Genomic DNA, 26,855 nt, shown 5'->3' on the forward strand with positions numbered 1-26,855 from the left:
GGCCTTCCCTCGTCACTCCAGTCGCTTCGCTCCCTCCGCTCCTCAGTCCAGGCCGGGAGGCCCCATGACCACGACCAATCCCCTTCACAGGCACGGATTCAACTCGCTCCGGTCCGGAGGCTTCAACTGGGACGGGCTGCCGCTGCGGTTGTTCGACAAGGGCAATCGGAAGTTCTGGAATCCGCGCGACATCGACTTCAGCCAGGATGCCAAGGACTGGCAGGAGCTCAGTGACAACGACAAGGACAACGCGTTGATGCTGTGCTCGCAGTTCATCGCCGGGGAGGAGGCGGTGACCGAGGATCTGCAGCCGTTCCTGCAGGCGATGGCGGCCGAGGGCCGGTTCGGCGACGAGATGTACCTGACCCAGTTCTGTTTCGAGGAGGCCAAGCACACCGCGGTCTTCCGGCTCTGGCTGGACGCGGTCGGCGTGACCGAGGACCTGCACCACTACGTCGAGAACAACCCCGGCTACCGCGCGATCTTCTACGAGGCCCTGCCCGTCGCACTCAAGTCGCTGGCCGACGACCCGTCTCCGGCCAACCAGGTCCGCGCGAGTGTCACCTACAACCACGTGGTGGAAGGGACGCTGGCCCTGACCGGGTACCACGCGTGGAACCTGCTCTGTACGGCGCGCGGCATCCTGCCGGGCATGCAGGAACTGATCCGCCGGATCGGCGACGACGAACGCCGGCACATGGCGTGGGGCACGTTCACCTGCCGCCGGCACGTCGCCGCCGACGAGACCAACTGGAAGGTCGTCACCGACACCATGGAGGAGCTGCTCCCGCACGCACTCGTCCAGATCCAGTGGGCTCTCGACAACTCCCAGGAACTTCCGCCAGAGATCAACCCGACCGCACTGATGACGTACGCCGGTGACCGCGCGACCCGGCGCCTCGGCGCGATCGAGTCCGCGGTCGGCGCGGATGTCGCCGGTATCGACCTCGACTACTCCCCGGAGAAACTCGAGGACGACTTCGGCGACGAGGACTCAGCCGCGCTGGCCGCGGTTCGCTAGGAGGACCACGAGAGCCGCGGTTGCCAGGACTCGGTAGCCAGGTGACGGTCGTCGTACCAGCGACCGCGATACCGGCCGGCAGCGGCGGGAAGTAGCGCGCGAGGGCGGCGGCCGACGCGACGGAGAGCAGGCCGACGGCGGCGAAGGCCCAGCGCCGGCCGACGAGTTCGCCGATGTACGCACCGGCCGGAATGCCAAGCACAGAAGCGATTCCGATCCCGCCGAGTTGCCCAGCAGCACACTGCAGGAAGGCTGTCGCTGATCGCCGCCGACCGCGGCGGCATGCTGCCCTGCCGCGCCGGCGCCGACCAGAACCGCCGTACCGACATCGTCAACATCCCGATCACCGGCGTCCCCGAGTCCGCCCTCGGCCTCGTCTGGCGCCGCGGCGAGGAAACCCCAGCCTTGAACGCGTTCGCCCAGTACCTCAGGTGAGGCCGAGCAGCTCCACGGACTTCTCGCGCATTTCGATCTTGCGGATCTTGCCGGTGACCGTCATCGGGAAGTCGTCCACCAGTACGACGTACTTCGGGATCTTGAAGTGGGCGAGTCTGCCGGTGGCGAAGGCCTTGACGGCTTCCGCGTCGACGGGGTCGGCGCCGGGCTTGAGTTTGATCCAGGCGCAGAGTTCTTCGCCGTACTTCTCGTCGGGGACGCCGATCACCTGGACGTCGGCGATCGACGGGTGGGTGTAGAGGAACTCCTCGATCTCGCGTGGGTACACGTTCTCGCCGCCGCGGATGACCATGTCCTTGATCCGGCCGACGATGTTCACGTAGCCGTCGTCGCGCAGGGTGGCGAGATCGCCGGTGTGCATCCAGCGGGCCTGGTCGATCGCCTCCGCGGTCTTCTCCGGCTCCTCCCAGTAGCCGAGCATCACGGAGTACCCGCGGGTGCACAGCTCACCCGGCTCGCCCCTGCCGACCACGAGCCCGGTCGCGGGGTCGACGAGCTTCACCTCGACGTGCGGCATCACCCGGCCGACGGTCGACGTACGCCGGTCCAGATCGTCGTCGCGACGGGTCTGCGTCGACACCGGCGAGGTCTCGGTCATGCCGTAGCAGATCGCCACCTCGGCCATGTGCATGTCGGCGACGCAGCGCTTCATCACCTCGACCGGGCACGGAGATCCCGCCATCACCCCGGTCCGCAGAGAGGTCAGGTCGTACGACGCGAAGTCCGGCAGCCCGAGCTCGGCGATGAACATCGTCGGTACGCCGTACAGAGCCGTGCACCGCTCGTCCTGCACGGCCCGCAACGTCGCGGCCGGATCGAACGCCGGGCCGGGGATCACCATGCAGGCGCCGTGGGTGGTGCAGCCGAGGTTCGCCATCACCATGCCGAAGCAGTGGTAGAAGGGCACTGGTATGCAGAGCCGGTCCTCGGCGGTGAACGCGATCGTCTCGGTGACGAAGAAGCCGTTGTTGAGGATGTTGTGATGGCTGAGCGTCGCGCCCTTCGGGAAGCCCGTGGTGCCGCTGGTGTACTGGATGTTGATCGGGTCGTCGAAGGCCAACTCGCCTTCCCTGGCGTGCAATTCGGCCTCGGCGACGCGGCCGGCGGCGTCCCGGAGTTCGTCCCAGTCCCCCGTGCCGAGGTAGACGGTCTCCTCCAGCGCCGGGCAGTCCGGCCGGACCTCGTCGACCATCGCCCGGTAGTCACTGGTCTTGAAGTCGGTCGCCGAGATCAGCAGCCGGACGCTGGACTGGTTCAGTGCGTAGGCCAGTTCGTGGGTCCCGTACGCCGGGTTGATGTTCACCAGGATCGCGCCGATCATCGCGGTCGCGTACTGCGTGATCGTCCACTCGGCGCGGTTCGGGGCCCAGATGCCGACCCGGTCACCCTTCGCGATCCCCCGCGCCAGCAGGCCGCGCGCGACCAGGTCCACCTCGGCGCCGAACTCGTCGTACGTCCAGCGCCTTCCGGTCTGGACCTCGACCAGTGCGTCCCGATCGCCGTACTCGCGGATCGTGCGTCTCAGGTTGGCGCCGATCGTCTCGCCCAGCAAGGGAACCTCGGACACCCCGGATGCGTACGACGGCAGGCTCATGGTTGTCATCGTCGCCTCGAGCAGATGCGCCTGCAAGTGCACGCGCGGCAGGAAACAGGTGGTGGACGGCAAGCAATGTCCTTACCAACTCTCCGTCATGACGGTCGCGCAGCGTGGTTGTACCATTACATTGGTGTGGAGAGGTGTGAGGCGATGGGCCGATCCTTTGAAGGTCACGGCCGCAGCGACCGTCCGCCCGGGCGAACCGCCGAGGCGGCACAACGAACCGCTGCGGTGCAGGAGTGCGTCCGGGTCCTGGGCAACGTGCTGGCCGACGCCCTGGCGATCGATGTCCACGGCACCGATCTGCAGACCCTCAAACGGGCGCCCCGGCGGGCGCCGCCGACGGTGTCGCCAACCGATCTCGAAGCGCATCCCGGACCGATCTGGGATGCGTTCGTGCCCCACCCGCCTGGACGGCTCCGCTGGTGGGGAGCCGAACGGCGGTTCGCGCGGCGTCTCGCCTGCGCGGAGGACCGGTTCGCGGAGGCGATCGAGCGGCACCGGGCTGCCGAGGAGAACCGCCGGGAGCGGGTGACCCAGGCGCTGCGGGACCAGGTCGAGCGACAGCGCCGGCTCGACGAGGCGACCGCGGATCAGCACGCCCGGATCGACGCGTACGAACGCTTGGTGGTGAACCGCGATCGCGCGGCGGTCATGCGGTACTTCCAGAAGGCGCTGGACCGGGTTGCGGAGCCGCTCGACTTCCCGCGCCGCCGACGGGTCAGGTACGTCCCCGAGTCGACGTTGCTCGCGCTCGAGTGGGATCTTCCGGACGTAAGCGTCGTACCGGCGGAGGCGTCGTACCGCTACGACCGTTCTGCCGACACGGTGCTGGCGGTGCCGCGGGAGGCAGCGGAGCTACGGCGGCTGTATCAGCAACTCGTGGCCCAGTTGGCGTTGCGGGCATTGCACCTGGTCTTCGGCAATGATCGGTACGGCGTGGTCGACACGGTGGTGTTCAACGGGATGGTCGAGTCCGTGGACCTGACCACCGGTCAGACCGTGCGGCCGTGCCTGATCACGCTGCGGGCGACACGAGAGCAGTTCCAGGCGCTCGTACTGGATCAGTTGGACCCGGTCGCGTGTGTGCGGCACTACTTCGCGGCGGAGGTGTCGCGGCATCCGGAGGAACTGCAGCCGGTGGAGCCGGTGCTGGAGTTCGACCTCGCGGATCCGCGGACGATCGAGGCCGTCGACGTGATCAGCGAGATCGACAGCCGGCCGAACCTGCTGGAGCTCAGCCCCGAGTCCTTCGAGCACCTGGTCCACAACCTGCTCACCAGGATGGGGCTGGAGAGCCGCCTGTTCCGCCGCGGCACCGACGGCGGGATCGACTGCGTGGCCTACGATCCCCGCCCGATCACCGGCGGCAAGTTCGTCGTCCAGGCCAAGCTCTGGACCCGCACCGTCCCCCCGTCCGCCGTCCGCGACCTCTTCGGCACCGTCGTCGACGCCGGCGCCACCAAAGGCATCCTCATCACGACCTCCGGCTTCGGCCCCACCAGCTACCAGTTCGCCACCGGCAAACCCCTCCAACTCATAGACGGCACAGCCCTCCTCTCCCTCTGCCACTCCCACAACATCCCCGCCCGCATCATCCCCCGCGCTAGCTGAGGGGTGACTCGTAGATCTGGATCTCGGTGCCGCCTGGGTTTTCGCCGTCGTCGGGGGCGGTGAGGAGGCGGAGTTTGGTGCCGGTGGTTTCCAGGGCTACTGGGTTTCGGGTGGCGTTGTGGTTGGTGGTGGGGGAAAAGGCAGGGAAGGGGATTTCGTGGAGGATGCGGTTGGTCTTGAGGTCCAGGAGGGCCAGGCCGCCCAGGTCGTACGACGTGTTGTTGGGGCCGGGGAGGGTGGTGACGCCGCCGCAGAGTTCTTTGCCGCGGGAGACGTAGTCGCAGTCCTGATAGTCGAGAATGTGGGACTCGTTGGGGGTGGACTGGAGCTGGCGGCCTGTGGGTGTCCAGTCGTACAGGGTGCGGGAGCCCCAGCTGACTCCGTGGACCTGGCCGGTGGTGCGGTCGCGGACCACTCCCCCGACGTGGTCCTTCACGCGGAAGCGCTCAGTCACGCGGTAGGTCTTCGGGTCGACGGTATACACGATCGCCCGCGAGTTCGGCCGGTACTCCGCGGCCGGGACCCACACGTTCTGCCCGTCGAAGTCGATCCCGCCCGGGTGGTACGCCGTACCCTCGCCGAGCCGGATGTCCTTCTTCAGATTCCCCTGCCGGTCCAGCACGAACAGATGCCCGATCCCCTTGCCCGGAGTGCGGTCGTACCCGTCCACCGGCACCGGGTACTTCACCGGCGCCTCCAGCACCTCCACGCTGGACAGGAAGATCAGGTCTCCCACCAGAGCGAAACCCTGCGGGTGGTACGTCGGGAACCGCAACGGGATCCGCTCCACCAGGGACCACGCCGTACTGCGGTCCGTTGCCTGGAACGCACGAGCGACACCGGAGTCCTTCCCGGTCGCGTCGGCGGTGGTCAGCCCGGTGAGCAGAACACCGGCGAGAGCTGTGGTGACGATTAGTCGGCTGCGCATCAAAGTCTCCTTGGGGCGTGAGTCGATGAAGCAGTGTGCGATGTCCGGATGACACCCAGACCGACACCAGATGATGCCAAACTGACGGGCATGGACACAGGGGTGAGAGTTGTCGGGTCAGGACAGGTCAGTACGGCGCCTGATGTACTGCGAGTCTCGCTGAGCGTCGAGCATGTCGCGGCAGACGTCGCCACGGCGGTGGCGCAGGTCGGTGAGCGGTCGGACGCGGCGATCGCGGCACTCCGGGAGCAAGGAGTCGGGAGCTCCGAGCTCGCGACGACCACGGTGAACGTCTACCAGGAATATCGGGAGCCGGGGACGGCCGCGGCCTACCGCGCGTCGCACTCGATCACGGTGACGACGAAGGACCTGACCGGGTTCGGCCGGCTGCTCGCCGCGGCGGTGGATGCCGTCGGCAACAGCCTTGGTCTGCAGGGTCTCCAGTTCGACGTGGAGGACAAGGAACCGCTGCTCGTCCGGGCGCGCGAGCTGGCCTTCCGGCAGGCCCGCGCCAAGGCCGGGGAACTCGCGGCGCTGGCCGGCTACTCGCTCGGCTCGGTCACGTCGATCTCCGAGACCTATGGCCACACTCCTCTTCGGGAGACCCTGCAGTCCGCCAAGTCGTTCGACTCAGCCATCAACATCGTGCCCGGCGACCACACCGTCGAGGTGTCCCTCGAGGTCCAGTTCTCCTGGGCGTGAGTTGTAACGCCTGTCTCAAAAGCAGAACTGGGGTTGCGCTGTCGGTGCCGTCGTGGAGACTGCTTCCATGTACGCACCGGCGCCCTTGCGGCGGCAACTGAATCGGTCCGGGCTGTTACTGCTCGGACCGGCGTTCGTCGCGGCCGTCGCGTATGTGGACCCGGGGAACTTCGCGACCAACATCGCCGCGGGCGCGACGTACGGGTATCTGCTGTGCTGGGTGGTCGTCGGGGCGAACCTGATGGCCGTCCTGGTGCAGTATCTGGCCGCCAAGGCGAGTATCGCGACTGGGCGGACGCTGCCGCAGCTGTGCCGTGACCACTTCCGCCGGTCCACATCGACCGGGTTGTGGGCGCAGGCCGAGCTGGTGGCGGTCGCGACCGACCTGGCCGAGGTGGTCGGCGGTGCGATCGCGCTGAACCTGCTGTTCGGGATCCCGCTGCTGCTCGGTGGCGTGATCACCGGCGCGGTGTCGTTCGGGTTGCTGATCTATCAATCGAAGCGCGGGCAGCGGCCGTTCGAGGCGGCGATCATCGGTCTGCTCGCGGTCGTCCTGGTCGGGTTCGTGGTGTCGACGGTGAAGTCGGAGCCGTCCGCGGCCGGTGTGATCGGCGGTATGGTGCCGCGGCTGGACGGGACCGAGTCGCTCGTGCTCGCGGCCGGCATGCTCGGCGCGACCGTGATGCCACACGCGATCTGGCTGCACGGCGCCCTGGTCACCGACCGGCACTGGAAGACGATCCGCTCCGCCAAGGGCAAGTCGCGCGTACTGCGCGCCACCAAGATGGATGTGGCCGTCGCGATGGCCCTGGCCGGCGCGGTCAACCTGGCCATGGTCGTGCTCGCCGCGGCCGCACTGAACGGTACTGGCGCAGATTCACTGGACGCCGCCCACGCTGCGATCGGTGACCGGCTCGGCCAACTCCCCGCGCTGCTGTTCGCGCTCGCCCTGCTGGCCAGCGGGTTCGCTTCCTCCTCGGTCGGTACGTACGCCGGTTCCGTCATCCTGGAAGGGTTCTGGCACCGGCACGTCCCGCTGGCGACCCGCCGGCTGATCACGCTGCTGCCGGCGCTGGTCATCCTGGCGATCGGTATCGACCCGAGCCGGGCGCTGGTGGTCTCCCAGGTGGTGCTGAGCTTCGGCATCCCGTGCGTCCTGTGGCCGTTGGTCCGATTGACCGCGTCCCGGCGCGTCATGGGCGACCTTGTCAACCGCCGGGCGACTACTCTCACCGCATGCCTGGTTGCCACCGCCGTCACGGCGCTCAACGTCGTACTGATTGTGCTGACCGTGCGGGGATGACATGACCCGGGTGTTCGCCGTGAGCGACATCCACGGCTACCCGGAGAAGCTGAAGGCCTCGCTGCTGGAGGCCGGACTGATCGATGCCGAGGGCACCTGGTCCGGCGAGGACGCGCGGCTGTGGATCCTCGGCGACTTCTTCGACCGCGGTCCGGACGGGATCGGCGTGCTGCGGTTCGTCCGGCAGCTGATCGAGCAGGCACCGGACGGGGCCATCACCGTACTGCTCGGCAACCACGAGATCCTCGCGCTCGGGATGCGGAAGTTCGGCGACACGTTCGTCCCGCACGACGGCATCACCTCCCGCAGCTTCGAGCGGTCCTGGGCCCTGAACGGCGGTCAGGACCGGGACCAGGAGCTGCTCACCGACGACGACGTCTCCTGGCTGCTCGACCGGCCGATGCTCGGACTCGACGCCGGGCACCTGCTGATGCACTCCGACACCGCGGAGTACCTCGAGTGGGGCGACACGATCGACCAGATCAACGCCACGGCGCGGGCCGAGCTGCACTCCGACGACATCGAGGTGTGGTGGGAGATCTGGCGCCGGATGACGTCGCGGTACGCGTTCCGCGGCGCGAACGGACCGGAGGTGGCCCGCATCATCCTGCACCACCTCGGCGGTCACCGGATCGTGCACGGCCACAGCATCGTCGCCGACCAGCTCGGCATCGACCCGGAGTTCCTCACCGGCCCGCACCTGTACGCCGAGGGCCTGGCCCTGGGCATCGACGGCGGCGCCTTCGACGGCGGCCCCTGCCTGGTGGTCGAGCTCGAAGACCTCACCGCGGACTGACACCAGGCAGGCCGCCGGCCGGCTATTTGTCGGCGGTGAGGGTGCCGCCGACGGCCCAGCTTTCGGGCGGGGTTTCCTGGATCCAGACCTGCACGCTCTGGGCCGGTACGCCGAGGCTGTCGACGAACGCGTCGGTGATCCGCTGGACCAGCTCACGCTTGAGCTCCGGGGTCCGCGGGCCTTGCAGAACGGTGACGACGGGCATCGGATCTTCCTTTCTCCGTGGGGATGTCGTCCCCATTCCAGTCGTCGGAGCGCTCGCGAACGAGACGCAGATCCGATCCGCAGGTATCACTCGAAGTGATCGGACGCCTTCCGGCAAGCATCCAGCAGTACGGCGAGCTCGCCGCTGATCGTGGTCCCGGCGGGGACGGCGAGGCTCGTGGTCAGGGCGAGCCGCGGACGCGGTCGGCGGAAGACCACCCGGCCCTCGCGGAGCAGCTGTGCGTGCGACTCGTAGATCACGGTCCAGCTCGGCGTCCCGGCGCCGATCGCGGCATGGGTGTCCTGCAGACTGTCCGAGCGGGGCCCGAGTACGGGTTCGAAGCCTTCCGCCGCGCAGGCAGACATCACCAGGTCCACGAGTGGAGGGTTGTTGCGGCGCGAGGTGATCCGCAGCGGCAGGTCCCGCAATACCGAGAGGGTGACCGCATCCGCCGGATCGGGCACAGGCGGCCAGGCGGCCGGCAGTGCGATCAGTAGCGCGTCCTGCCAGACCGGGATGAACTCCAGACCTGCCGACTCCTCCGGTCCGCGCACGAACGCGGCATCGAGCTGGCCGCCCCGGACCCGATCCAGCCGGGCGCGCGTCGACGTACTGACCAACTCGACCTGCACACCCTTCGCGGCGAGCTCGGCGACGACCGTCTCCAGCCGTTCACCGAGTCCGGTGCTGGTACCGAGGCGCAACCCTCGACCGGACAGACCGATCGCGGCCGCGCGGGCGTGGTCGACCGAGACGAGCACCGCGCGAGCAGCCGGCAGAAAGCGCTGACCGGCCTCGGTCAGCCGGATCGCCCGGGCCGAGCGGTCGAACAGCAGGACACCGAGTTCACGCTCGAGCCGCGCGATCTGCTGACTCACCCCCGGCTGGCCCATTCCGAGCTGCTCCGCGGCCTGCCCGAAGTTGAGCACCTCCGCGACCGTCACGAAGTACTGGATCTGCCGCAGCTCCATCCCACGATGATGACGGATTCAGGGAATGCCGTCAGAGCAGGCCCGGTTGTCGCAAGGTATGGCGGACAAGACTGTGAAGATTCCTGGCCCGGACCACCCGATCACCGTCGGGAAGAATCCGGACCGGGTGGTGGTGAAGATCGGCGACCAGGTGATCGCGGACACCCGCGAGGCGCTGTCGCTGCAGGAGGCGAGCTACCCCGCGGTGCAGTACATCCCGCGCAAGGACGTCGACCTCACGCTGCTCGAGCGCACCGACCACGAGACCTACTGCCCGTACAAGGGCGACGCGTCGTACTACAGCGTCCTCCCCGCCGGGGCGGACGGGGTGAACGCGGTGTGGACCTACGAGCAGCCGTACGACGCGGTCGCGGACATCCGCGAGCACGTGGCGTTCTACCCGAACAAGGTCTCGATCGAGATCATCACCGACTGAGGAACTCAGTCAGCACCGGCGCGAGCATCTCCGGCGGTACGACGTGATCCTGGTCCACGAGCTCGGCGTGCCGGGCCGTGGGCAGGATGGTCACGATCCGGTGCGCCGCGTCGACCATGAACGGTGGTGACGCGGTCCCGGCGACGACCAGGGTCTCCGGCGTGATCGCGCGGAGCAGGTCGACGGGAGTCCGTCCGCCGGGGGCGCCGTGACCCATCACGGCGAAGTCGTAGGCGAGTGTCGGCGCGAGGTCCTCCACGCCTGGAACGGCCGCGGTCTCGACCGCCACGGCCTGCGGCATGCCCGCCATCATCAGGAACAGCTCGACCGCCTCCTGCCGGCGGTCCTCGCGCAGCAATTCGAGCACTTGACCGCCGTCCTCGTCCGAGTCGACGTCATCCGGCCCGTACGGCGGCTCGTGCAGCACGACCCTGGTGAACGGCAGCCCCGAGCTCGCCGCGATCGCCGCCAGCCCGGCGCCGGACGAGTGTCCGTAGATGGCCGCCGTACCGCCGACCTCGGTGAGCAGCGCCGCGATGTCGTCCACCTCGCGCTCCACGGCGTACGACGTACTGTCCCCGGAGTCACCGCGGCCGCGCCGGTCGTACGTCACGACGTCGAAGTCGCCGGCCAAAGCATCTGCCAGTGGTCGTAGCGCATGTCGGTCGCAGAGCGCGCCACCGACCAGAATGACCTTCGGCCCGCTCCCCAGTCGCTCGTACGCGATCGTCGTACCGTCGGCCGAGCTGACCTTCTCCATGTCCGTCCTCCACATCGTCGTTGACGAACGAGACGTCGGAGCCGGCGCGTGGACTTCGACATAATCCCTGGCGCGGACCCCGCAGCGGTGGTTACATGCCTCGCGATGATCAGCAGAGTCGACGATTACCTCCACGCGGTCCCGCTGTCCGGCTCGTTCGCCGAGCAGGTCGGGCCGTTCACACTCTTCCGCAGTACGACGGTCTGGCCGTACTACGCCCGTCCGGTGCCGGGCTCGGGGACGACCATCGAGCCGGCCGATATCGACGGATTGCGTGCCCGCTGCGCCGAGCTCGGGATCCCGGTGAGTTTCGAGTGGGTCGTCCAGACCTGCCCGTCGCTGGGACCGGCGGCGGCCGCGGCCGGACTGTCCGTGGTCGAGCATCCGCTGCTCGTGCTCGAGCGGAAGGATTTCCGCCCGGCGAAGGCGGAGGCGCGTTGCGAGATCCTGCCCGCCGACGAGGGCGTACTCCGGCAGGCCCGGGCGGTCGCGGGACTCGCGTTCGGCGACCCCGGGACTGCGGTGGGCGTGGCCGGACCAGCCGACCGTGATGCCAAGGCCGACGCGGTGGCGGACGACATGATTGCCGCAGTGCTGGACCGTGTCCTCAGCGGCGTGACCGTGGGTGCGGGTGCGTTCACCGACGAAGGCATGGTCGCCAGCGGGCAGCACCAGCCCGTCGGGTCCACGACCGAGATCGTCGGCGTCGGTACGCTGCCGTCCATGCGACGCAAAGGCCTGGCCGCCGCTGTCACGTCCACCCTGGTCGAGCATGCGTTCGCGCATGGGGTCGACCTCGTCCTGCTCTCGGCCGAGTCCGCAGCGGTAGCGGCCGTTTACGAGCGGGTCGGCTTCCGCCGGATCGGGAGCGCCGGGGCAGCGGAGTGACGGGCAGTCTGACCTCGCGTCTCGTCGTACTGCGTGGCAACTCCGGCTCCGGCAAGTCCACGACCGCCCGTCTGCTGCGGGAGCGGCTCGGCCGCGGTACGGCGTGGGTCGAGCAGGACCAGATCCGCCGGATCCTGCTGTGGGAGAAGGACCATCCGGGCGCGGTGAACATCGGCCTGATCGACGCGAACGTCCGGTACGCGCTCGACCACGGGTACGACGTGATCGTCGAGGGCATCATGGACGCCGGCCGGTACGGCGACATGTTGCGCAAGCTGACCGCGGATCACCGGGGCGTGACGCTGCACTACTACTTCGACATTCCGTTCGAGGAGACCGTCGTCCGGCATGGCAATCGGGACTGGGCGCACAACGTGACCGCCGAGATGATGCGGGACTGGTACCGCGAGCACGACGTCCTCGACGGGGTCGACCAGGTGGTGATCGGGCCGGAGAGCGCTCAGGAGGAGACTCTCGCGCGGATCCTGGACGATCTGGGGGAACGGTTGGTGGTCATTGGGGATCGGGCCGTACCGTTGGAGGGATGAGCACAACCGAGCGGAACCGCCCACGTACCCTCGCGGAGGCGTTGCGTACCTGGGACGACGCCGCACTCGGTCGCCTGCTCCAGCGCCGCCCCGACCTGGCGATGCCGATCCCCGCGGACACCGGCCAACTGGCGGCGCGGGCGACGACCAACGCGTCGGCGGCGCGCGCGATCAACCGGCTGGACGAGTTCGGCGTGGACCTGCTCGAGTCGCTGTCCGCACTGCCCGAGCCGGTGGACCTGGCCGTTTTGGCCGCCGGTGTCGATCAACCGGTCGACGTGGTCCGGCCTCGGGTGACGGCGTTGCTGGAGCTGGCACTCGTCTGGGGTTCCGAGGACGATCTGCGACCGATCCGTGCGGTCCACGAGCTGCTCGGGCCGACGCCGGCCGGGCTCGGGCCGGTCACGACCAGACACTTCGGTGATCTGGACAAGCTGATCGAGGAGGCCGGCACCGATGCGCGACAGGTGCTCGACAAGCTGACGTGGGGTCCGCCGACCGGTTCGGTCGAGAAGGCCGAGCGGCCGGTGACGATCGCCTCCGCCCGCACACCGGTGGAGCGGTTGCTCGCGCGCGGTCTCGTCGTACCCAAGGATGCGAACACGGTCGTCCTGCCGCGGCAGATCGGGCTGCATCTGCGCGGTGGGCGAGTGCTGGCCTCAACCCGGCCGGTGCCACCACCGTTGGACGGGAAGCAGGTGTCGGCCGCGATCTCCGACCGGGCCGCGGCCGGGGCAGCGCTGGACCTGGTGCGGCTCGTCGATCGTGCGATGGAGCAGCTCGGTACCGAGCCGCCGCCAGTGCTGCGCACGGGTGGCATCGGTGTGCGTGAGCTGCGCAGTCTGGCCGGCAAGGTCGGCGCGGAGGAGCATACGGCCGCCGCGGTCCTGGAGATCGCGTACTCCGCTGGGCTCGTTGCGGCGGTGGAAGTCGGGACCAGCGAGCTATGGCTGCCCACCAGCGCCTATGACGACTGGTTGGAGCTCGACCTCGCACATCGGTGGGCCCAGCTGGTCATGGCCTGGTTCGGTGGGCTCAGGGCGATCGGACTGATCGGCAGACGCGACAGTGGTGGTGCTACTGCCGCTGCACGCGAGCGGCTGATCAACGCGCTCGCCCCGGATCTGGAGCGGTTGCTGGCGCCAGAGGTCCGGATGCTGACGTTGCAGGCGCTCGCCGAGGCCGGTGCGGGTACGGCGCCGGCCACGGAGTCGGTCGTCACGTGGGTGGCGTGGCATCGCCCGCGGCGTGGTGGGCAGTTCCGAGACGATCTGGTCGAGTGGAGCATCACGGAGGCCGCACTGCTCGGTCTGACCGGACTCGGCGCGTTCGCGGCGCACGCACGGCCTTTGCTCAAGCCGGAGCCGACGGCCGACGATTTGGCCGAGGCGATCAGCCCACTGGTGCCGGAGCCCGTGTCCGAGGTGCTGCTGCAGGCTGACCTGACCGCAGTGGCTCCTGGTCCGCTGGTGCGTGTTGTGCAGGACGAGCTGTCCGCTATGGCCGATGTCGAGTCGCACGGCGGCGCGGCGGTCTATCGCTTCAGTGAAGGCTCGGTACGGCGTGCTTTCGACCTTGGACGGACCGCTGATCAGTTGCACACGTGGCTGGCCGAGCACTCGCGGACTCCGGTCCCACAGCCGCTCACTTACCTGATCGATGACGTTGCGCGGCGGCACGGCGTACTCCGGATGGGTACGGCGTCGACGTACCTGCGTTGTGATGACGAGGACGTGCTCACGCAGCTGCTGAGCTCGAACCTGCCCGGTGTTCGGTTCCGCCGGTTGGCGCCGACCGTGGTCGTGTCTCCGTCACCGCCGGACATGGTGCTGAGCCGGCTGCGGGAGGCGGGTCTCGCGCCGCTGGCGGAGACGTTCGACGGCGTGGTCCATGTCACCGGTCCGGCGACGCGCCGTGGTGAGGCGCCACGGCGTCGTACCAGCCGGGACTTCGTGGACAACCCGGTCGACCTCAGCGACGACCAGGTGAAGGCCGTGATCGAGAAGGTCCGGGCCGGCGACCGCATCGCCGCCGACCGGCCAACCGACGACGGCCTGATCGAGCCCACCGCCCCCGCCGAGACCATCGCGGTCCTGACCAACGCCGCCGAGGCCCACACCCGGACCTGGATCTCGTACGTCGACCACAACGGCAACGCCTCCGAACGCGTCGTCGAACCGGTCCGGGTCGCCGATGGCTGGCTCACCGCCTACGAGGACGCCACCGACCAGCCCCGCACCTACGCCCTCCACCGCATCTCCGCCGCACGACCTGTCCTTTGACCCCCTCAGGCACAATGGAGGGTCGGGGCGACGATGGGAGCTGTTGGTGACGGACGGGCCTTTGATCGTGCAGTCGGACAAGACACTCTTGCTCGAGACCGCACATCCGGACGCGAACGACTGCCGGAAGGCGATTGCGCCGTTCGCTGAGCTGGAACGGGCGCCGGAGCACGTGCACACCTACCGGCTGACGCCGCTGGGGTTGTGGAACGCACGGGCGGCCGGGCATGACGCCGAGCAGGTGATCGACGTCCTGCTGCGGTACAGCCGCTACCCGGTGCCGCACTCGCTGCTCGTCGACATCGCCGAGACCCTCGACCGGTACGGGCGCTTGCGGCTGGAGAAGCACCCTCAGCACGGCCTGGTCCTGGTGACGACGGACCGGCCGGTGCTGGAAGAGGTGCTGCGCAGCGCCAAGGTGAAGCCGATGCTGGGCGAACGCATCGACGACGACACCGTCGTGGTGCACCCGTCGGAGCGCGGTCACCTCAAGCAGACGCTGCTGAAGATCGGCTGGCCCGCGGAGGACCTGGCCGGGTACGTCGACGGCGAGACGCACAAGATCGAACTAGTCCGGGACGGCTGGGACATGCGCCCGTACCAGCAGCAGGCCGTGGACTCGTTCTGGCACGGCGGCTCGGGTGTCGTCGTGCTGCCCTGTGGCGCCGGCAAGACGATCGTCGGTGCGGCCGCGATGGCGCAGGCGTCCGCAACCACGCTGATCCTGGTCACGAACACGGTGTCCGCGCGGCAGTGGAAGGACGAGTTGCTGAAGCGCACCAGCCTGACCGAGGACGAGATCGGCGAGTACTCCGGTGCCCGCAAGGAGATCCGGCCCGTCACGATCGCGACGTACCAGGTGATGACCACGCGCCGGAAGGGCGTCTACTCGCACCTGGAGCTGTTCGACGCCCGCGACTGGGGCCTGATCGTGTACGACGAGGTCCACCTGCTGCCAGCGCCGATCTTCCGGATGACCGCGGACCTGCAGACCCGGCGGCGGATCGGCCTGACCGCAACGCTTGTCCGGGAGGACGGCCGCGAGGGCGACGTGTTCTCGCTGATCGGCCCGAAGCGGTACGACGCGCCCTGGAAGGACATCGAGGCGCAGGGCTGGATCGCGCCGGCCGACTGCATCGAGGTGCGGGTGGACCTGGAGCAGAGCGAGCGGTTCGTGTACGCGACCGCCGAGCCCGAGGACCGCTACCGGCTGGCCGCGTCGACCCCGGCGAAGTCCAGGCTGGTACGACAGATCGCCGAGCATCACGCGGACGAGCCGCTGCTCGTGATCGGTCAGTACATCGACCAGCTGGACGAGCTCGGTGAGCGGCTGGAGTGCCCGGTGATCAAGGGCGAGACCACGGTGAAGGAACGGCAGCGCCTGTTCGACGCGTTCCGCAAGGGCGAGGTCAAGCGGCTGGTGGTCAGCAAGGTCGCCAACTTCTCCATCGACCTGCCCGAGGCGTCCGTGGCCATCCAGGTCTCCGGCACCTTCGGCTCCCGGCAGGAGGAAGCCCAGCGCCTCGGCCGCGTCCTCCGCCCCAAGGGCGACGGCCGAACCGCGAGGTTCTACTCCATCGTCGCCCGAGACACCATCGACGCCGAGTTCGCCGCCCACCGCCAACGCTTCCTGGCCGAACAGGGCTACGCCTACACCATCGTCGACGCCGAAAACCTATTCGCCTAGCCGGGTGTGAATCCCGTTGAAGTGCTTCTTCATCGAACGGGCGAAGGAGTCGGGGTCGCCGGATCCCAGGGCTACCAGGAGGTCGCGGTGCCAGGCGGCGGCGTCGGCGGGTGAGTAGCGGGCGCCGGGGAGGCGGGCGTCTACCTGGGAGAACGTGCGCCAGAAGACTGACAGCAGGTCGATCACCAGCGCGTTGCCTAGCGGCTCGTAGAGCGCCTGGTGGAAGGCCCAGTCCTCGTCGGGGAAGTACTCGCCGGCGGCCGCCTTGGCTTCCATCCGTTCGACGATCGGCTCGAGGTCGGCATTCCCGTGGGACGTGAAATACGCGACGACGTCGTCCGCCAGGCCGACCTCGATGGCCTGGCGGACCTCCAGGACGTTCTGTACGTCGCGGAGATCGCCGGCCATCGATTGCGACATCCGGAAGGCGAGGCCGTCTTCCAGTGACTGCAGGGAGACCTCGCCGACGTACGTCCCGTACCCGTGCCGGATCTCGATGATGCCGACCGCCTGCAGCGCCTTCATCGCCTCCCGCAGCGGGTGCCGCCCGACCCCGAGCTGAGCCATCAGCTCCTGCTCGTTGGGCAGCGGATCACCCGCCTTCAGCCCACGCTCCAGGATGTACGACTTCATCTGGTCGCGGATGAAGGACTGATTCCCCGCCGCACCACGTGCCCGGCCGAGCCCACCCGTTGTCACGCCGGTCCCTCCTTTGGAATAGGTCGTGTCTGGTGGTCCCCCGCCGTAGCGAGCAGGTGCTCGGTGCGGTGCATCGGCGTGCTGGAGCGAAGGTCTCGATGCGGAGCATCGTGGCCTTTGCGCCAGTGCGGCGAGGTGCCGTGCCGAGTGCCGCGCACTAGGCTGGGGACCACCAGACACGACCTTAGGACCGCTCAGTGTAATCCGGCCCGGTCCAGCAGTGGGCGGATCGCGGCGATCTCCGTGTCGTTCAAGGGAATACACGGGTACGCCGTGACCGGGCAGTCGATCACGCCGAGCAGGTACAGCCCCGCCTTGAACGCACCCAAGGCCGCCGACGAAGCGCCCATCCGCGAACGGTCCGCCACGTTGATGATCTCGAACAACCGGAACAGCCGATCCTGCTCCGCCCGCGCCGCTGCCGCGTCACCCGCCGAGGCCGCGTCGAACAACCGCACGTACCCGGCCGGATCCACATTCCCCAACCCCGGTACGACGCCATCCACACCAAAAGCCAGCGCGGAATCGACGGTCACCTCGGATCCGGTCATGATCGCGAACGCGTCCAATCCCGCATCCCGGCGCGAGAGGACCAACTGACGCAGCGATGTCTCCTGACCGCTGGAGTCCTTCACGCCGGCGATCACGCCCTGTTGCCCGAGCGAGATCATCAGCGATGCCGGCAGCTTGGTCCCCGCCCGCGACGGAATGTCATAGGCATAGAGCGGCGTATCCCCGGCCAGTGAAGCCAGCCGGGTGAAGTGCCGCTCGATCTCCGCCGGATGCGTAGCGGCATAGAACGGCGCCGTCGCGACCAGACCGTCGACACCAGCCTTCAGTGCGGCCGACATATGCGCGCTGACGCGGGAGGTCGACGTGTCGATGACACCGGCCAGCACAGGCACCTTCCCCGACACCTCCGCCACGGTCGTCTCCAGCACGACCTGCCGCTGTTCGTCGGTCAGGAACGTGCCTTCGCCGGAGGTGCCGAGCACGAACACACCGTCCACACCCCCGGTCAACTGGTACTGGATCAACCGCGCCAGCGAGGCGGTGTCGATGTCGTACTCGGGGGTGAGCGGGGTGACCAGCGGCGGTACGACGCCGGTCAACTGGGCGGGGTCGGTCAAGGGGTCTCCCAACGTCAAAGGGCGAATGTGGCGAAGCGCAAGGTCGCGAACGAGGACGTCTCACCGGCCTCGTAGAAGATGCCGACCGAGCCGTCAGGCAGCAGCACCAGATCGGAGTACCCGGCCATTCCCGGGTGCACGACCAGGGCCGGCTGCCACGAGACACCGGCATCCGAGCTGACGAAGACGGTCAGCTCCCGGCGGCTCGTCGGATTCACCGGAGTCGACAGCAGCAGCCGGCCGTCGGGCAGGGTGAGCACACTCCCCTGGATCCCCGGCGCGGTGATCTCGGGAACCCCGACGTACGGCGCATCGAGCGTCAGACCGCCATCGGACGACCACGCGTGCACCCGCGCCGGGCCGGTGCCCTGGTGGTTGCGGGCGTTGAAGTACACCCGCCCATCAGGCAACTCGGCCACAGCCGTCTCGTTCGCGTTGATCTCGGCGCCGTCGTTGCGATCGACGAAGCCGACCGACCACGTGACACCACCGTCGTCGCTGACGATGCAGTGCCCGCCGTTCAGCCGGATCAGGTCATCCACAGGTTCCGACGGCACGAACGAGTGGTTCGCCGGTAGGACGATTCGCCCACTGGCCAACGCGATCCCGTGACACGGCCCGGTCGCATACCAACCCCAGTCGGACGGCTTGACCTGCGCGGTGATCTCCACCGCCGGGCTCCAGGTCGCACCGTCGTCGGCGGACCGCTGCACGAACACGCGCCGGCCGGACTCCTGATCGGTGCCGCGGGCAAGCGACATCTCCACCGCGTGCGCGCCGTTCTGCACGGTCACCAGCACGATGTCGCCGCTCGCGGGGTCGATCACCGGCACCGGGTTGCCACACGTCTTGCCCGGCTCGGCCGACGCCACCTGCAGCGGCAGCCAGGTCCGTCCACCGTCGAGCGAGCGCCGCAGTACGACCTCGATCTCGCCGGCGTCGCCGGACCCGTGCAGCCGTCCCTCGCAGAAGGCGAGCACCAACTCGCCTCGCGCCAGCACGGACGGGATCCGGAACGTGTGGTAGCCGCTGCCGGCCGGATCGAACACCGGTCCGGCGATTTCCACGGCACCGACTCTTGAAGACATAGGACGTACTATGTCATGGTGTGGCCCCCCGATGGAAGTGAGGCCTCATGCCAGTCAGCAGAAGAACATTCCTCGGCGGCGGCCTGGCGGCCGCCGCTGTCGCGGTCACGGGTACGCCGCTGCTGGCGGGGTGTGCTTCGGACAAGAAGACCGCGGCCGCGGCGAACGCGGCCGTGAAGCTGCCGACGTACACGAAGTACGGCCAGATCAAGCCGGACCTGCCCGGCACCGACGTGGTGCTGGACGGATTCCTCAAGTACCCGGCCAACCCGGTGAAGGCGATCACCGACGTGCCCGGCGACGGCCGGCCGATCACGTTCCTGACCAACATCCCCGGCGCGATCCCGCCGGCCGTGGACAAGAACCAGTTCTGGCAGGCGCTGAACCAGCGGCTCGGCTCCGAGCTGCAGATCAGCATGGCGTCCAACGACGAGTACAAGGACAAGTTCGCCACCCGGATCGCGGGCGGTGACCTGCCGGACATCCTGAACATCCCGACCGACACCGCGCAGATCCCGGGCCTGGTGAAGGCCAAGTGCATGGATCTGAGCGAACACCTGTCCGGGGACGCAGTGAGCAAGTACCCGTTCCTGGCCAACATCCCGACCGAGTACTGGAAGGGGTGCGTCTTCAACGGCGCGATCTACGGCGTGCCGGTGCCGCGCGGGATGTCGCGGACCTCGCTGGCGCTGTACCGCGAGGACCTGCTGGCGGCCAAGGGGATCAAGAACCCGGCACCGAAGAACTTCGAGGAGTTCTTCGACCTGGCCAAGGAAATGACCGCGGCCAAGCAGAACAAGTGGGCCTGGACCCGGGTGCCGACGTCGTCCATCCGGCAGATGCTCGGCCTGCCGAACGTCTGGAAGGAGGAGGGCGGCAAGTTCTCCTCGGTCTACGAGCACGAGGCGAACGCCGACGCGCTCGAGGCGGCCCGCAAGATGGTCGCCGCCGGCGTGATCAACCCGGACGCGTTCAACGACAAGGCCAGCGCCCGCAAGCAGTGGTTCAACGGCGGCATCGCGGCGTTCGACTACGACAGCTTCGTCGCCTGGAACCAGTACTACTCCGACAACACCGCCGGTGACGCGTTCGCGGTGAACATGCTCGACGTACCGGGCTTCGACGGCGGCGAGGGCAAGCCCTGGATGGGCTCCGCTCTGAACAACGTGACCGCGTTCAGCAAGGACAGCAAGCACTCGGCCGAGACGCTGCTGAAGATCGCCAACTGGATGGCCGCGCCGTTCGGCACCGAGGAGTACATGTTCCGCAAGTACGGCGTGGCCGGCCGGCACTACACCATGCAGGGCACGGATCCGGTGCCGACCAAGGTCGGCCTGGTGGAGACCGGCATCGGTCTGCAGTACATCAGCGACAGCACGCTGGCGCTGTACTGGGCCGGCAAGCCCGACGTACCGCAGAAGCAGCACGCGATCCAGCAGAAGGTCGCCGACCGGCTCGTGTACGACGCGTCGTACGGCCTGTACTCCGACACCCTGTCGAAGAAGCAGGCGCAGCTCACCAAGACGATGAACGACCTGGAGAGCCAGATCGTGCAGGGCAAGAAGCCGGTCTCGGACTGGGCCGCGGGCGTGCAGACCTGGAAGTCGTCGGGCGGCGACAAGATCCGCACCGAGCTCGAGCAGGCCCTTGCGGACACGGCAGGGAAGTAGATGCTGCAACGTTCCAAGACGCGGCCGCAGCAGCAGCTGAGCCTGGGGCGGCGCCTGCTCCGGGACCGGGTGCTGCTGCTGTTCGCGCTGCCCGGGACCGCGCTGATCATCGCGTTCCACTACGTGCCGTTGCTCGGCAACGTGATCGCGTTCAAGGACTACCAGCCGTTCCTCGGGATCGGCGGCAGCGACTGGTCCGGCTGGGCGAACTTCAGCGTGATCTTCAACGGCGACCCGACGTTCCTGCGGGCGTTGAAGAACACGCTGATCCTGACCAGCCTGCAGTCGGTCTTCGTGTTCCCGGCGCCGATCCTGCTCGCGCTGCTGCTGAACTCACTGTTCTCCGAGCGGATCAAGCGGATCGCGCAGAGCATCCTCTACCTGCCGCACTTCATGTCCTGGGTGATCGTGGTCGCGCTCTTCCAGCAGATGCTCGGCGGCAGCGGGTTGCTGAACAACTACCTGCGGTCGCACGACCTGGCCACGATCAACATCATCGGGAACTCCGAGCTGTTCCACGTCCTGCTGACCTCGCAGATCATCTGGAAGGACACCGGCTGGGCGACGATCCTGTTCCTGGCCGCGCTGTCCCAGATCGACTCGCAGTTGTACGAGGCGGCGAGTGTGGACGGCGCGAGCCGGATGAAGCAGCTCTGGCACGTCACGCTGCCGGGGCTGCGCGGGATCATCATCCTGCTGTTCATCCTGCGGCTCGGCGACTCGCTGACCGTCGGCTTCGAGCAGATCATCCTGCAGCAGCAAGCCGTCGGCCGGGACGTCAGTGAAGTGCTGGACACCTACGTCTACAACAACGGCGTACTCGGCGGCGCCTGGGGCGTGGCGGCCGCGGTCGGGCTGGTGAAGGGCATCGTCGGCGTCATCCTCGTCCTCACCGCGAACAAGGTCGCCCACATCTTCGGGGAGCAAGGGGTGTACAACCGATGACACAGGCAGTCGTGTCCCGGCGGGTCGCGCCCCGCCGGATCGTGCAGGGCGTGCCGATGCCGTCCTGGCCGATGCGGATCTTCAAGGGACTGATCCTGCTGGTGTTCTGCGCGGTGGTGATCATTCCGTTCGTCGGCGTGATCTCGACCAGCGTCGCGCCGAACAAGCAGATCAACGAGTCCGGCGGGCTGGTGCTGTTCCCGAAGTCGGTCAACTTCGCCGCCTACGAGTCGCTGTTCGCCGGCGGAGTGGTGACGCAGGCGCTCTTCGTCAGCATCTTCGTCACGGTCATCGGCACGCTGCTGAGCCTGACCGTGTCGTGCCTGCTCGCAAACGCGTTGTCCCGGCCGGGGTTCGCGGCCGGGCGGCCGATCCTGCTGGTGATCCTGTTCAGCATGCTGTTCTCCCCCGGCATCATCCCGACGTACCTGACGGTCAAGGGCGTCGGGCTGCTGGACAGCATCTGGGCCCTGATCGTGCCGACGATGGTGAGCGCGTTCAACGTGGTGGTGCTGCGGGCGTTCTTCATGAACCTGCCGAACGAGATCTCCGAGAGCGCCCGGATCGACGGCGCGGGTGAGCTGAAGACGTTCTGCTACATCGTGCTGCCGCTGTCCAAGGCGGTGCTCTCGGTCATCGGCCTGTTCTACGCGGTCGCGTACTGGAACGCGTTCTTCTCCGCGCTGCTGTATCTCAACGACTCCAAGCTGTGGCCGTTGCAACTGGTGCTGCGCACGTACGTCATCAACGACACCCAGCTCGGCAGCGCTGAGCTCGGCACCGAGCTGCTGCCACCCCAGGCGTCGATCCAGATGGCCATCCTGGTCGTCTCGATCGTGCCGATCCTGCTGGTGTACCCGTTCCTCCAGCGCCACTTCGCCAAGGGCGTGCTGACAGGGGCCGTCAAGGGTTGATCGCGGGGGTGTGACGGTCGCGTCACGACCCGTGGTCCCCGAGCGTGACCAGGGTTGCCCAGGGCAACGCCAGGGTTGCGCCTGGGCAAATCCTGAGGGTACGGCAGGTACCGTCGAGGAGTATGGGGATAGAGGCGCTGGAGCGGGTGGGGCAGGGTGGGACAGAGCAAGGGCAGCGGGGGGCGCAGACCTTCTGGCGGGTGGTCCGGGAAGCAGTCCTGTTGGCCACCCTCTTCTTGGTCTACAGCGCGGGCCGGCAGATCGCCGCACGACATACCGGTTCCGCGTTCGACCACGCACATGACGTCCTGGCCATCCAGAACTGGCTCCACCTGCCGAACGAAGCCGCGATCCAGCACTGGGCACTGAAGTTCCCGAATCTGATCGAGAGCGCGAACCTGTACTACGCCAGCGTGCACGCTCCACTGACGGCGGCGGTGCTGCTCTGGCTGAGCATCTGGCGACCGAAGGCGTACCCGCACGTTCGGTGGACGATGGTGTCGGTGACCGGACTGGCTCTGGTCGGACACATCGCGTTCCCGCTGGCGCCGCCGCGGATGATGCCCGGGTTCGTCGACACCGGCCTGCGGTTCGGCCAGTCGGTCTACGGTCCGGACCACTCCGGCGGACCGGTGAACCAGTTCGCCGCGATGCCCAGCCTGCACGTCGGCTGGGCATCGCTGATCGCGCTCTCGATGATCCTGATCACCCGGTCGAAGTGGCGCTGGCTGTGGCTGCTGCACCCGATCATCACCTTCGCCGTGGTCGTGGTGACCGCGAACCACTACTGGCTGGACGGCATCGTCGTACTGATCCTGCTGGCGGTCAGCCTGCCGCTGCTGCTGCGTCCCGGGTTGCACGACGACCGGCTGCGGACCCGTAATTCGGTTCCCCCACGGCGGGTGCTCAAGTAACGTGGCCGGGCTTCCCCCACCCTTGCCGGAGGTTTCAGCATGCCCCCCGATACGTCCGACACCCTCCAGGCCGAGAAGGACTACCTGAAGAGCTCGCGGGCCGCGCTCGCGGTGATGCGGGAGAAGACCGGCGCCCTCGAGGTGCACAGCGCGGACCGGGTCAACCAGGAGTATCTGCAGGCCGCGATCTGGCGGCGGATGAAGGAGCTCGAGGACGACCCGGACGTACCGCTGTTCTTTGGCCGGCTGGACTACCTCGAGCCGACCGACGAGACGTTCCACATCGGCCGCCGGCACGTGAACGACGAGCTCGGCGAGCCGCTGGTGGTGGACTGGCGAGCAGACATCTCGGTGCCGTTCTACCGGGCCAGCCGGACCGAGCCGATGGGTGTCGGCGTACGGCGGCGGTTCGGCTTCACGCATGGCGACATGACGGCCTTCGAGGACGAGGACCTGACCTCGAGCGCTCCGGCCGACGAGCACAGCGACATCCTGGACGCGGAGATCGAGCGACCCCGTTCCGGCCCGATGCGCGACATCGTGGCGACCATCCAGCCGGAGCAGGACGTGATTGTCCGGGCCGGTGTCGACGACACCATCTGCGTGCAGGGAGCACCGGGGACCGGGAAGACCGCGGTAGGCCTTCACAGAGCGGCGTACCTGCTCTATGCGTACCGCGACCAGCTCAGCCGGGCCGGAGTGCTCGTGGTCGGGCCGAACGCGAGCTTCCTGCGCTACATCGGCGACGTACTGCCCGCACTGGGCGAGATCGAGGCGAAGCAGACGACGGTCGAGGAGCTCGTCGCCCGGGTGAAGGTCGCGGGTCCGGGTCCCGCGGCAGTCGACGTACTCAAGGGCGATGCGCGGCTGGCCGAGGTGCTGCACCGGGCGGTGTGGTCGCAGGTGCAGCTGCCGAAGGAGGCACTGGTGGTGCCGCGCGGCGCACACCGCTGGCGGGTGGCGGCGTATCAGGCGGAGGAGCTCGTCAACGAGCTTCGGACCCGCGGAGTCAGGTACGGCGCCGGGCGGGCGATGCTGCCGCAGCGACTGGCCCACGCCGTCCTCCTGCGCATGGAGGCGGCCGGAGACTCCCCGGACGACCGGGTGCAGGACTCTGTCGCGCGGAGCCGACCGGTCAAGCAGTACGCCGAAGCACTCTGGCCGGCTGTCGACCCGGCGAAGCTGCTCTTCCGGCTCTTCACCGACCCGGAGCTCCTGGCCGAGCACGGCGACGGGATCCTGACGCCTGACGAGCAGGCGATGCTCATCTGGGAGAAGGCGCCCCGCTCGGCCGGTGCGGCGAAGTGGTCCGTAGCGGACGCCACTCTGATCGACGAGATCGCCGATCTGGTCGACCGTACGCCGTCACTCGGTCACGTAGTGCTGGACGAGGCACAGGACCTGTCGGCCATGCAGCTGCGGGCCGTCGGACGACGCTGCTCGACCGGCTCGATGACTGTGCTCGGCGACATCGCCCAGGGCACCACTCCGTGGGCCACACCGTCGTGGGACGAAGCGCTGAAGCACCTGGGCAAGACTGGCGCCCACACCGAAGAGCTGACCGCAGGCTTCCGCGTCCCCGGCCAGGTGATCGAGTACGCCGCCCGTCTGCTGCCCACGATCGCGCCACACCTCACCCCGCCCACCGCGGTACGGCGGGCGCGCGGTGAGCTCGCCATTACCCGGGTGCCCGACAGCCTGGCCGCCGCGGTGACGACCGTCGACGAGGTGTCGGCGCGCCTGGGCTCGATCGGCCTGATCGTCCCGGACGCCATCGTGACCGCGACCCGGAAGGCCTTGCAAGACAAGGGAATCGCGTTCTCCGTGCTGGGCGACGAGGACGACGTCGACGCGCACCTGGACGTCGTCCCTGCGTCGCTCGCGAAAGGCCTCGAGTTCGACCATGTCGTCCTCGTGGAGCCGGCCGGGATCGTGGCCGGCGAGGCCGACGAACGAACCGGTCTGCGCCGCCTCTACGTCTGCCTCACCCGCGCCGTCACCTCGCTGGCCGTCCTGCACAGCGAGGACCTCCCCCTGGTACTAGAACCCGCGGGAGCCGCCTGACCTGCGCGATGAGCGCCGGGACGAACCGCCACTGCTCGAGCGTGTGCGGGACGACCAAGAGCGCCTGGAACTGCCACTCGACCAGCCGCTGCCGCTGTCCGAGCCGTTGCCGGAGGACGCCGACCAACTGCTCACCGAGGATCCGACGTCGGAGCTCCAGCGGCTGAAGCGTGCCCCCGGGCGGCGCGAGCGCCAGCGGGCCCGCATCCGGTCACCGGTCCGCCGGGCGTCGTCGTCCGGGAACCACCAGCGCCGCCCGTCGCCCTGCGACCAGTAGCCGTCGATGTAGGCGGAGACGTCCTCGCCGACTTCCCAGTACGGCCGGAAGTTGTCGCTCCACTTCTCGACCATCCGAACCTGCGGCTCCTCCCCGGCCACGGCACGCTGCTTGCAGGCCGCGCACACGCTGACCTCGCGGACGCTGCCCCGCTCCGGCTGCCACTCGACGGCGTCCGTACTGGGTCCGTGGCGCGGGTCGAAGAAGCAGGGCGCCGTAGGCTCCGGGATCGGCTTGCCGGCCCGCACTGCGTCGAGGCACACCAGCCCGTAGCGAGCCGAGCCGAGCAGCGTCGTCACCGCCTCGACGTCCGCGTCGCCCTTGGCCGCATCGAGTCTCTGGCGCGCCTTCTCGACGGTGTCGAGCACGTCCTTGGACAGCTTGGACTGCTGAGGGTCGGACGTCGTCGGCAGCGCTGAGACCTGCTGCGACAGCGCGATGATCTCCTCATTCAGCAGCGGCCGTGTGACGTCCAGATGCTCCTTCTCATCCGTACGGCGAGCCCGGCGAGCACCTAGCGCGGTCAGGCCGTACCAGAGCCCGATCACACCGGCCACACCACCGGCGTACGGCGCAGCGTCGACATAGAACGGCTTGTCGACCTGCTGTGCCCGCTGGATGAACCTGACCAGCATGTCCTCGTAGTCCGGCGCACAGCAGTCCACTGCCTCGTCCACTGCGTCACCCACGTGGTACGTCGGCCCGCGGTCTGCCCGTTGCACGGCGTGGAACCCGCGTCCGTCGGACTCCGAGTCCGCATCGACCAGTACGGCGTACACACCCTCGACGCCGACGCGGTCGTACAGCTGGTCCGCGATCTCCTCGCCCTCCCAGGCCAGGTTCACGTTCGCCGTCGACCACGCGCCCGGCATCGGCGTACGCATCGATCGCCGCCTGCACGTCCACTCCAGTGTCCACGCCGTCCAGACGCACGTCTGCGGCATCCAGTTCCTCACCGAA

25 protein-coding genes are annotated in these 26,855 nt (G+C 68.3%); 16 read left to right on the plus strand and 9 right to left on the minus strand.

Translation table 11 applies throughout. From position 1 onward, the window contains the following. Positions 1 to 64 precede the first annotated feature (64 nt). Together AB0E63_RS32015 and AB0E63_RS32020 are read left to right on the plus strand one after the other, a co-directional pair. Entirely contained in the window at positions 65 to 1,021 is a 957-nt protein-coding gene (locus tag AB0E63_RS32015) for a R2-like ligand-binding oxidase (protein ID WP_360374536.1), read from the plus strand. A gap of 282 nt (positions 1,022 to 1,303) precedes the next feature. After that, on the plus strand, positions 1,304 to 1,456 hold the full coding sequence (locus AB0E63_RS32020; RefSeq protein WP_360374538.1) for a hypothetical protein: 153 nt from the start codon (positions 1,304 to 1,306) through the stop codon (positions 1,454 to 1,456). Here AB0E63_RS32020 and AB0E63_RS32025 read toward each other — a convergent pair. Next, positions 1,449 to 3,080 (minus strand): AMP-binding protein, encoded by a 1,632-nt coding sequence (locus tag AB0E63_RS32025; protein WP_360374661.1) that lies wholly within the window; start codon positions 3,078 to 3,080, stop codon positions 1,449 to 1,451. The genes AB0E63_RS32020 and AB0E63_RS32025 overlap by 8 nt on opposite strands. A gap of 144 nt (positions 3,081 to 3,224) precedes the next feature. On the opposite strand from AB0E63_RS32025, the gene AB0E63_RS32030 reads away from it, so the two are divergent. Then, a complete protein-coding gene (locus AB0E63_RS32030; RefSeq protein ID WP_360374540.1) occupies positions 3,225 to 4,688 on the plus strand; it encodes a restriction endonuclease in 1,464 nt (487 codons plus the stop codon). Here the strand turns inward: AB0E63_RS32030 and AB0E63_RS32035 are convergent. Then, positions 4,681 to 5,616: a DUF6454 family protein gene (locus AB0E63_RS32035; RefSeq protein ID WP_360374542.1), complete on the minus strand. Its 936-nt coding sequence runs from the start codon at positions 5,614 to 5,616 to the stop codon at positions 4,681 to 4,683. The two genes, AB0E63_RS32030 and AB0E63_RS32035, sit on opposite strands and share 8 nt — an antisense overlap. 90 nt (positions 5,617 to 5,706) lie before the next feature. Here AB0E63_RS32035 and AB0E63_RS32040 point away from each other — a divergent pair, with 90 nt between their 5' ends. From AB0E63_RS32040 to AB0E63_RS32050, 3 genes are all read left to right on the plus strand, one after another. After that, positions 5,707 to 6,318: an SIMPL domain-containing protein gene (locus AB0E63_RS32040; RefSeq protein WP_360374544.1), complete on the plus strand. Its 612-nt coding sequence runs from the start codon at positions 5,707 to 5,709 to the stop codon at positions 6,316 to 6,318. A gap of 67 nt (positions 6,319 to 6,385) precedes the next feature. Next, the gene (locus AB0E63_RS32045) at positions 6,386 to 7,621 is read left to right on the plus strand and encodes an Nramp family divalent metal transporter (RefSeq protein ID WP_360374546.1); all 1,236 of its coding nucleotides are present in this window, start codon (positions 6,386 to 6,388) and stop codon (positions 7,619 to 7,621) included. Between the two features lies 1 nt (position 7,622). Further along, entirely contained in the window at positions 7,623 to 8,417 is a 795-nt protein-coding gene (locus tag AB0E63_RS32050) for a metallophosphoesterase (protein WP_360374548.1), read from the plus strand. Positions 8,418 to 8,439: 22 nt separating this feature from the next. Here AB0E63_RS32050 and dmpI read toward each other — a convergent pair whose 3' ends face one another. Together dmpI and AB0E63_RS32060 are read right to left on the minus strand one after the other, a co-directional pair. Further along, positions 8,440 to 8,622, minus strand: coding sequence for a 4-oxalocrotonate tautomerase DmpI (gene dmpI, locus AB0E63_RS32055; protein WP_328526316.1), 183 nt, complete (start codon positions 8,620 to 8,622; stop codon positions 8,440 to 8,442). A gap of 86 nt (positions 8,623 to 8,708) precedes the next feature. Next, positions 8,709 to 9,593, minus strand: a complete 885-nt coding sequence (locus AB0E63_RS32060; protein WP_360374550.1) for a LysR family transcriptional regulator — start codon at positions 9,591 to 9,593, stop codon at positions 8,709 to 8,711. 25 nt (positions 9,594 to 9,618) lie between these two features. Between AB0E63_RS32060 and AB0E63_RS32065 the strand changes: the two genes are divergently transcribed. Continuing rightward, a complete protein-coding gene (locus AB0E63_RS32065) occupies positions 9,619 to 10,029 on the plus strand; it encodes a DUF427 domain-containing protein (RefSeq protein WP_360374552.1) in 411 nt (136 codons plus the stop codon). Here AB0E63_RS32065 and AB0E63_RS32070 read toward each other — a convergent pair. After that, positions 10,019 to 10,789, minus strand: a complete 771-nt coding sequence (locus tag AB0E63_RS32070) for an alpha/beta hydrolase (RefSeq protein ID WP_360374554.1) — start codon at positions 10,787 to 10,789, stop codon at positions 10,019 to 10,021. The two genes, AB0E63_RS32065 and AB0E63_RS32070, sit on opposite strands and share 11 nt — an antisense overlap. Positions 10,790 to 10,894: 105 nt before the next feature. Here AB0E63_RS32070 and AB0E63_RS32075 point away from each other — a divergent pair, with 105 nt between their 5' ends. From AB0E63_RS32075 to AB0E63_RS32090, 4 genes are read left to right on the plus strand one after another with little or no spacing between them, the layout of a single operon-like run. Continuing rightward, a complete protein-coding gene (locus AB0E63_RS32075) occupies positions 10,895 to 11,677 on the plus strand; it encodes a GNAT family N-acetyltransferase (protein ID WP_360374556.1) in 783 nt (260 codons plus the stop codon). Continuing rightward, positions 11,674 to 12,225 (plus strand): zeta toxin family protein, encoded by a 552-nt coding sequence (locus AB0E63_RS32080; RefSeq protein WP_360374558.1) that lies wholly within the window; start codon positions 11,674 to 11,676, stop codon positions 12,223 to 12,225. Before AB0E63_RS32075 ends, AB0E63_RS32080 begins: the two co-directional genes overlap by 4 nt. Then, a complete protein-coding gene (locus tag AB0E63_RS32085) occupies positions 12,222 to 14,507 on the plus strand; it encodes a helicase-associated domain-containing protein (protein WP_360374560.1) in 2,286 nt (761 codons plus the stop codon). Before AB0E63_RS32080 ends, AB0E63_RS32085 begins: the two co-directional genes overlap by 4 nt. 46 nt (positions 14,508 to 14,553) lie before the next feature. Beyond that, positions 14,554 to 16,194, plus strand: coding sequence for a DNA repair helicase XPB (locus tag AB0E63_RS32090; RefSeq protein WP_360374562.1), 1,641 nt, complete (start codon positions 14,554 to 14,556; stop codon positions 16,192 to 16,194). Here the strand turns inward: AB0E63_RS32090 and AB0E63_RS32095 are convergent. The 3 genes from AB0E63_RS32095 to AB0E63_RS32105 all read right to left on the minus strand — a co-directional run bounded on the left by AB0E63_RS32095 (position 16,183) and on the right by AB0E63_RS32105 (position 19,111). Continuing rightward, the gene (locus AB0E63_RS32095; RefSeq protein WP_360374564.1) at positions 16,183 to 16,893 is read right to left on the minus strand and encodes an FCD domain-containing protein; all 711 of its coding nucleotides are present in this window, start codon (positions 16,891 to 16,893) and stop codon (positions 16,183 to 16,185) included. The two genes, AB0E63_RS32090 and AB0E63_RS32095, sit on opposite strands and share 12 nt — an antisense overlap. A 194-nt stretch (positions 16,894 to 17,087) precedes the next feature. Further along, the gene (locus AB0E63_RS32100; RefSeq protein WP_360374566.1) at positions 17,088 to 18,023 is read right to left on the minus strand and encodes a dihydrodipicolinate synthase family protein; all 936 of its coding nucleotides are present in this window, start codon (positions 18,021 to 18,023) and stop codon (positions 17,088 to 17,090) included. Between the two features lie 14 nt (positions 18,024 to 18,037). Next, positions 18,038 to 19,111, minus strand: coding sequence for a sialidase family protein (locus tag AB0E63_RS32105; protein ID WP_360374568.1), 1,074 nt, complete (start codon positions 19,109 to 19,111; stop codon positions 18,038 to 18,040). Between the two features lie 47 nt (positions 19,112 to 19,158). On the opposite strand from AB0E63_RS32105, the gene AB0E63_RS32110 reads away from it, so the two are divergent. The 5 genes from AB0E63_RS32110 to AB0E63_RS32130 all read left to right on the plus strand — a co-directional run bounded on the left by AB0E63_RS32110 (position 19,159) and on the right by AB0E63_RS32130 (position 25,618). After that, positions 19,159 to 20,781, plus strand: coding sequence for an extracellular solute-binding protein (locus AB0E63_RS32110; RefSeq protein WP_360374570.1), 1,623 nt, complete (start codon positions 19,159 to 19,161; stop codon positions 20,779 to 20,781). Then, positions 20,782 to 21,726, plus strand: coding sequence for an ABC transporter permease subunit (locus AB0E63_RS32115; protein ID WP_360374572.1), 945 nt, complete (start codon positions 20,782 to 20,784; stop codon positions 21,724 to 21,726). It abuts the gene before it with no gap. Further along, positions 21,723 to 22,640, plus strand: coding sequence for a carbohydrate ABC transporter permease (locus AB0E63_RS32120; RefSeq protein ID WP_360374574.1), 918 nt, complete (start codon positions 21,723 to 21,725; stop codon positions 22,638 to 22,640). Before AB0E63_RS32115 ends, AB0E63_RS32120 begins: the two co-directional genes overlap by 4 nt. 122 nt (positions 22,641 to 22,762) lie before the next feature. Then, the gene (locus tag AB0E63_RS32125) at positions 22,763 to 23,554 is read left to right on the plus strand and encodes a phosphatase PAP2 family protein (RefSeq protein WP_360374576.1); all 792 of its coding nucleotides are present in this window, start codon (positions 22,763 to 22,765) and stop codon (positions 23,552 to 23,554) included. Between the two features lie 39 nt (positions 23,555 to 23,593). Continuing rightward, the gene (locus tag AB0E63_RS32130) at positions 23,594 to 25,618 is read left to right on the plus strand and encodes an AAA family ATPase (RefSeq protein WP_360374578.1); all 2,025 of its coding nucleotides are present in this window, start codon (positions 23,594 to 23,596) and stop codon (positions 25,616 to 25,618) included. Here the strand turns inward: AB0E63_RS32130 and AB0E63_RS32135 are convergent. Next, on the minus strand, positions 25,595 to 26,779 hold the full coding sequence (locus AB0E63_RS32135) for a hypothetical protein (RefSeq protein WP_360374580.1): 1,185 nt from the start codon (positions 26,777 to 26,779) through the stop codon (positions 25,595 to 25,597). The genes AB0E63_RS32130 and AB0E63_RS32135 overlap by 24 nt on opposite strands. Positions 26,780 to 26,855 lie beyond the last annotated feature (76 nt).

Source organism: Kribbella sp. NPDC026596 (assembly GCF_040638415.1).
Classification (GTDB): domain Bacteria; phylum Actinomycetota; class Actinomycetes; order Propionibacteriales; family Kribbellaceae; genus Kribbella.